This window comes from Streptomyces europaeiscabiei, from assembly GCF_001550375.1.
In the GTDB taxonomy this organism is placed as follows: Bacteria; Actinomycetota; Actinomycetes; order Streptomycetales; family Streptomycetaceae; genus Streptomyces; species Streptomyces europaeiscabiei.
Genome location: NZ_LRTR01000151.1, coordinates 1 through 5,222 on the forward strand (window position 1 = coordinate 1; position 5,222 = coordinate 5,222).

Annotated in this window: 3 protein-coding genes and 2 pseudogenes; 2 read left to right on the forward strand and 3 right to left on the reverse strand. The window is 70.7% G+C overall.

Annotated features, from left to right (window positions below; translation table 11 throughout):
* A pseudogene (locus tag AWZ10_RS53515) lies at positions 1-159 on the forward strand (ATP-binding protein); the annotation flags it as partial.
* A gap of 58 nt (positions 160-217) precedes the next feature.
* On the opposite strand, the gene AWZ10_RS06830 reads toward AWZ10_RS53515, so the two are convergent.
* The 3 genes from AWZ10_RS06830 to AWZ10_RS06840 form a co-directional block, all read right to left on the reverse strand.
* Positions 218-1,612 (reverse strand): RICIN domain-containing protein, encoded by a 1,395-nt coding sequence (locus AWZ10_RS06830; protein ID WP_060890663.1) that lies wholly within the window; start codon positions 1,610-1,612, stop codon positions 218-220.
* A 2-nt stretch (positions 1,613-1,614) separates the two neighbouring features.
* Positions 1,615-3,045 carry an RICIN domain-containing protein gene (locus tag AWZ10_RS06835; RefSeq protein ID WP_060890664.1) on the reverse strand — a complete coding sequence of 477 codons (1,431 nt, stop codon included), beginning with the start codon at positions 3,043-3,045 and terminating at the stop codon, positions 1,615-1,617.
* A 109-nt stretch (positions 3,046-3,154) separates the two neighbouring features.
* Positions 3,155-4,615 carry a hydrolase gene (locus AWZ10_RS06840; protein ID WP_060890665.1) on the reverse strand — a complete coding sequence of 487 codons (1,461 nt, stop codon included), beginning with the start codon at positions 4,613-4,615 and terminating at the stop codon, positions 3,155-3,157.
* Positions 4,616-4,905: 290 nt separating this feature from the next.
* Here AWZ10_RS06840 and AWZ10_RS06845 point away from each other — a divergent pair.
* Positions 4,906-5,222, forward strand: a pseudogene (locus AWZ10_RS06845) (phage tail sheath family protein); the annotation flags it as partial.

Consider the following 5,222-nt stretch of genomic DNA (forward strand, 5'->3'; position numbering starts at 1 on the left):
TTCGAGCTGGCCGGCGGTTCCATCCGCAGCGCGGTCGTCACCGCCGCCTACGCCGCCGCCGGGCGCGCCGGGTCGGTCACCACGGCCGACCTGCGGGAGGGCGCGGAGCGCGAGTACCGCAAGGCCGGGCGGCTGGTGCCGGGCGAGGGCAACTGGTAGCCCCCACCACCGGCAGTCGGCGGGAGCGCCCCCGATGAGGACGCCCCGCGGGACGGGACTACTTCACGCGCCACTTCTGGTTGGGCGTGCCCGCGCAGGTCCACAGCTGGAGCCTGGCGCCGTTGCCGGTGCCGTTGTCCTTCACGTCGACGCACTTGTCGGCCTGCGGGTTGACCAGGTCACCGGCGGTGCTGAGCACGAACTGCTGGGCGGGGTTGCCGCTGCACCTGGCCACCTGGATGACGGCGCCGTCGTCGCGGGAGCCCCAGGCGACGTCCATGCACAGCCCGAGGGAGCGCACGGTGCCGTCGCCCCGGAAGTCCCACTTCTGGTTGGCGGTACCGGCGCACTCCCAGATCTGGAGCGGGGTGCCGTCCTTGCCCTTGCCGTTCTCCGCGTCCGTGACGTCGATACAGCGGTTCGAGGCCTGGCCGATGATCTTGAACCCCTTGGCGGCAACCGGCTTCTTCGTCGTGGGTTTCGTGTCCGGTTCCTTGTCCGACCCCGACCCCGATCCCGACCCCCCGGAGGCGGAGCCCGAACCGGAACCGGATCCCGGACCCGGGTCCTCGGGCTCCTCCTCCTGCTGGGGTGCCTCGGGGGTCTCCGAGGGCAGCGGCGCCGCGGAGATGCTCGGCGCCGGGGCCATCGCGGACGGGCTGGCGCTCGGCAGGGCCGTCGTACCGGCCTGCTGGAGGTCGGTCACGGCGCTGGTCACCTTGGGCTGGTAGGCGAACCACAGCGTCACGAAGGTGATCGCCAGGGCCAGGAAGATGCCCATGCAGGTGGCGAGCCAGCCCGGCAGGAACCCTCGCTGGACATAGGTGCCGTCGACGGACTGCGGTGCGACGCCCGCCCGTTGGACGGCGAGCGCGTACGGTCTCTCCTGCTTGGAACCGAACCAGATGACCTGCCGTGGCTTCAGCGTGGCCTTCACGAACGCGGCACGGCCGGGCTCGATCTGCACATTGCTCGGACGGATGTCGTACGACAGCTGGTCGCCGTTGTCACTGCCGCTGACGGCGGCGGTGACCTTCGTGTTGCCGAGGTTGTCGATGGCCAGCTCGGGCCGTCCCCGAAACCGCCCCTTCACGGTCGGCGGCACGAGTTCCGCCCGTACCTCGGTGAAGGGGGTGATCGTCAGGTTCCCCTCGGGGACGGTCGTCGCCTCCGGATGCTGGGTCGGCGTGATCCGCACCGCGTACGGGTTCGGGCCGGCCGTCGCGTCCGGAGTGCGGGGCGGAGCGAACGTCAGCTCCACCGTCCCCGTCGTCCCCGGGTACAGCCGCAGCGTCTGCGGCTCCACGGTGGTCCACGGCGCGATGTCGCCGACGGGCTCGAAGCGGTACTCGTCGACGACGTCGCCGGTGTTGCGCAGACGCAGCCGTACGGTCGTACTGCTCCCCGGGTCCACGGTCGCGGAGGCGGGTTCGAGGGAGGTCCAGAGGCTCACGGTCAGGCCCCCGCGCCAGGAACGATCTGCCATTCCTGGTCGTCGGTGACGGTGCAGTGGAAGAGCATCAAGGTCACCTCGTCGCGTGTGTCTTCGTTGCCCGCGATTTCGAGACACCTGTTCCTGCTCGCGAAGTTGCGGATCCAGTAGCCACCGCTCTGCTGCGGGTCGAGCCACCACAACTGGTTGTCGCTGGTCGTGCCGTCACAGGTGAACTCCGTGATCTTCGTATGGATCGGGTTCTCTCCGTAGTTCGGCAGGTCCATGCAAAGCTGGTCCTTGGCGTTGCGGATCTGGAAGAGATCACTGCCGTCGGGCGCCTTCTTCTCGGCCTTCACCTCCAGGTGCCAGAGCTGGTTGTCCGCCGTGCTGTCGTCGCAGGTGAACTGCTGGACCCGGCCGTCTCTGCGCCCGTTGCCCTCGCCGGGGACGTCGGCGCACAGCTCGGTGGCGAGGTTGCGCAGGAGGACGTCGCGCGCGGGCAGCACGCTCTCGTCCTTCTCCTCGGCCGGCTCGGTCGGCTCGGCGGTCTCGCCACCGCCACCACCGCCGCCGTCGTCCGCCTTCTCGGACGGGGCCGATTCCTCCTCCGGCTCCGGCGTCGGCTCCGGCTTCGCGGACTCCAGCGGTTGCGGCGAGGCCGAGGGAGGCAGCGTGCTGACACCGGCCTTCGTGAACTCGGTGGCGGCACTGGTCACCCTGGGCTGGAAGGCGAACCACATCGTCAGGAAGGTGATCGCCAGCGCCAGGAAGATCCCGAGACAGGTGGCGAGCCAGCCCGGCAGGAAGCTGCGCTGTACGTAGACGCCCTCGACGTCGAGCGGCGTCACGCCCGACCGCTTCACCGCCAGCGTGTAGGGCCGCTCGTCCTTGGACCCGAACCAGGTGATCTGGCGCGGTTTCAGCGTGGCCTTGACGAACGCGGCACGGCCGGGCTCGATCTGCACATTGCTCGGGTGGATGTCGTACGACAGCTGGTCACCGTTGTCGCTGCCGCTGACCGACGCGGTCACCTTCGTGTTGCCCAGGTTGTCGATGGCCAGCTCGGGCCGCCCCCGCAAGCGCCCCTTCACGGTCGGCGGGACCAGCTCCGCGCGCACCTCGGTGAAGGGCGTGATCGTCAGGTTCCCCTCGGGAACCGTCGCCGCCTCCGGATGTTCCGTCGGGATGATCCGCACCCCGTACGGGTTCGGGCCGGCCGTCGCGTCGGGGGTACGCGGCGGCGCGAACGTCAGCTCCACCGACCCCGTCGTACCCGGGTAGAGCCGCAGCGTCTGCGGCTCCACGGTGGTCCACGGCGCGATGTCACCGACCGGCTCGAAGCGGTACTCGTCGACCACGTCACCGGTGTTGCGCAGACGCAGCCGAACGGTCGTGGTGCCACCGGGGTCCACCGCGGCCGACGCGGGTTCCAGAGAAGTCCAAAGGCTCACGGAGGGACGCTACGCGGCGGGCGTCGTCCGGTCAGGAGCCGTCGGGGCAGGCCCGCCTGCCCCGACGGCCACCGGCGCCCGCCCCAACGGCCTTGCCCCAACAGCCTTGTCACACCGTGAACTTGACCGCTTCGAGCCAGACTCCGTTGTCGAGGGTGCCGCCGAAGATGTAGTGCTCTCCCTCGCCGGGCTTGTCGCAGGCCAGGTTCTGCCAGCCCCGGTCCTTCTGGTGGACCGACTGGCAGACCCCCCGGCCGCCGTCGTCGACGTTGATGGTGAAGCCCAGCATGTCCGGGGCGCCCGCCTTGGAGCTGCCGAAGTAGTTGTCGAAGCCGTCCTTCGCGCCCGACCAGGGCTTCCCGTTGTAGTGGCCCTGGCCGTTGGTGGAGTCGGGGTTGTGGACGAACGCCGCGCTGGCCGTGCCGTTGACACCGGACACCGCGATGTTGAGTGCCTTGAGCGACCTTCCCTGGCCCACCGTGCCGGCCGTGTCGCCGTCGCACTCGGGGGCCGTCCAGCCCTTGCCCGTCACAAAGGCGCGGTAGCAGATGTGCCGGCCGCTCGGGTCCGCCGCGGCCAGTTGCCGCACGGCGGTCGCGGCCGTGGGCGCGGGCTTCTTCTTCTCCTCGGAGCCACCGCCGGACCCGCCACCACCGTCGCCGCCGCTCCCGCCCCCGCTGCCGTTCTCCGGCTGCGTCTCCGTCACCTGCGGAGGTGCCGAGGAGGCGGGAGGCGCGGAGGGCGTGGGCGGCGGAGGGGGCGACGCCGTCGGCGAGGGGCTGGGCGGCAGTGTGCTGACGGCGGTCTCCTGCAGCTCGGTGGCGGCACTGGTCACCCTGGGCTGGAAGGCCAACCACATCGTCAGGAAGGTGATCGCCAGCGCCAGGAAGATCCCCAGGCAGGTCGCGAGCCAGCCGGGCAGGAAGCCGCGCTGCACATACATGCCCTCGACATCCAGCGGTGTCACCCCAGACCGCTTCACCGCGAAGGCGTACGGCCGCTCCTCCTTCGACCCGAACCAGATGATCTGGCGCGGCTTCAGCGTGGCCTTCACGAACGCGGCACGGCCCGGCTCGATCTGCACATTGCTCGGATGGATGTCGTACGACAGCTGGTCACCGTTGTCGCTGCCGCTGACCGACGCGGTCACCTTCGTGTTGCCCAGGTTGTCCACGGCGAGCTTGGGCCGCCCCCGGAAGCGCCCCTTCACCGTCGGCGGGACCAGCTCCGCCCGCACCTCCGTGAACGGGGTGATCGTCAGGTTCCCCTCGGGAACCGTCGCCGCCTCCGGATGCTCGGTCGGCGTGATGCGCACCGCGTAAGCGTTCGGCCCCGCCGTCGCGTCCGGGGTACGCGGCGGCGCGAACGTCAACTCCACCGACCCCGTCGTACCCGGGTACAACCGGAGCGTCTGCGGCTCCACGGTCGTCCACGGCGCGATGTCACCGACCGGCTCGAAGCGGTACTCGTCGACCACGTCACCGGTGTTGCGCAGACGCAGCCGAACGGTCGCGCTGCTCCCCGGGTCCACAGTCGCGGAGGCGGGTTCGAGGGAAGTCCAGAGGCTCACGTCAGGACGCTACCGGGAGTGCGGGAGCCGGGTCAGGAGGAGAAAGTGCACGGTCGCGGTGCCCCAAAGGGCATCTCGCGCGGGCGCGGGGACGCTCGCGGGGGTCTCGCGGGGGTGCTGCCGCCGGGTGGGCACGGGCCGGCGGCCCCGGGGTGCTTCCCCCGATCGGCCGGGCTGCCCCTGGGGGCAACGGATGTGCCCCCGATCAGGTACCGGAGGACGTTTCAGGGGACGCGCTTCGCGCGTGAGGGTGAGAGGCGACCTGTCTCGTACCCCAAGGAGAGCAGAGCATGCCGTCCTACCTGTCGCCGGGCGTCTACGTCGAGGAGGTGGCCAGCGGCTCGCGTCCCATCGAGGGTGTGGGTACCTCGGTGGCCGCCTTCGTCGGCCTGGCCCCGACCGGTCCGCTGAACGAGCCGACGCTGGTGACCAACTGGTCCCAGTACGTCGCCGCCTTCGGCGAGTTCACCGACGGCTACTACCTCGCGCACTCGGTGTACGGGTTCTTCAACAACGGCGGCAGCGCCGCGTACGTCGTCCGGGTCGGCGGCACGGACCAGGGCGGCGCGTCCGCCGGTGGCCCGGCAGCCGTGACGGGTGCGGCCGC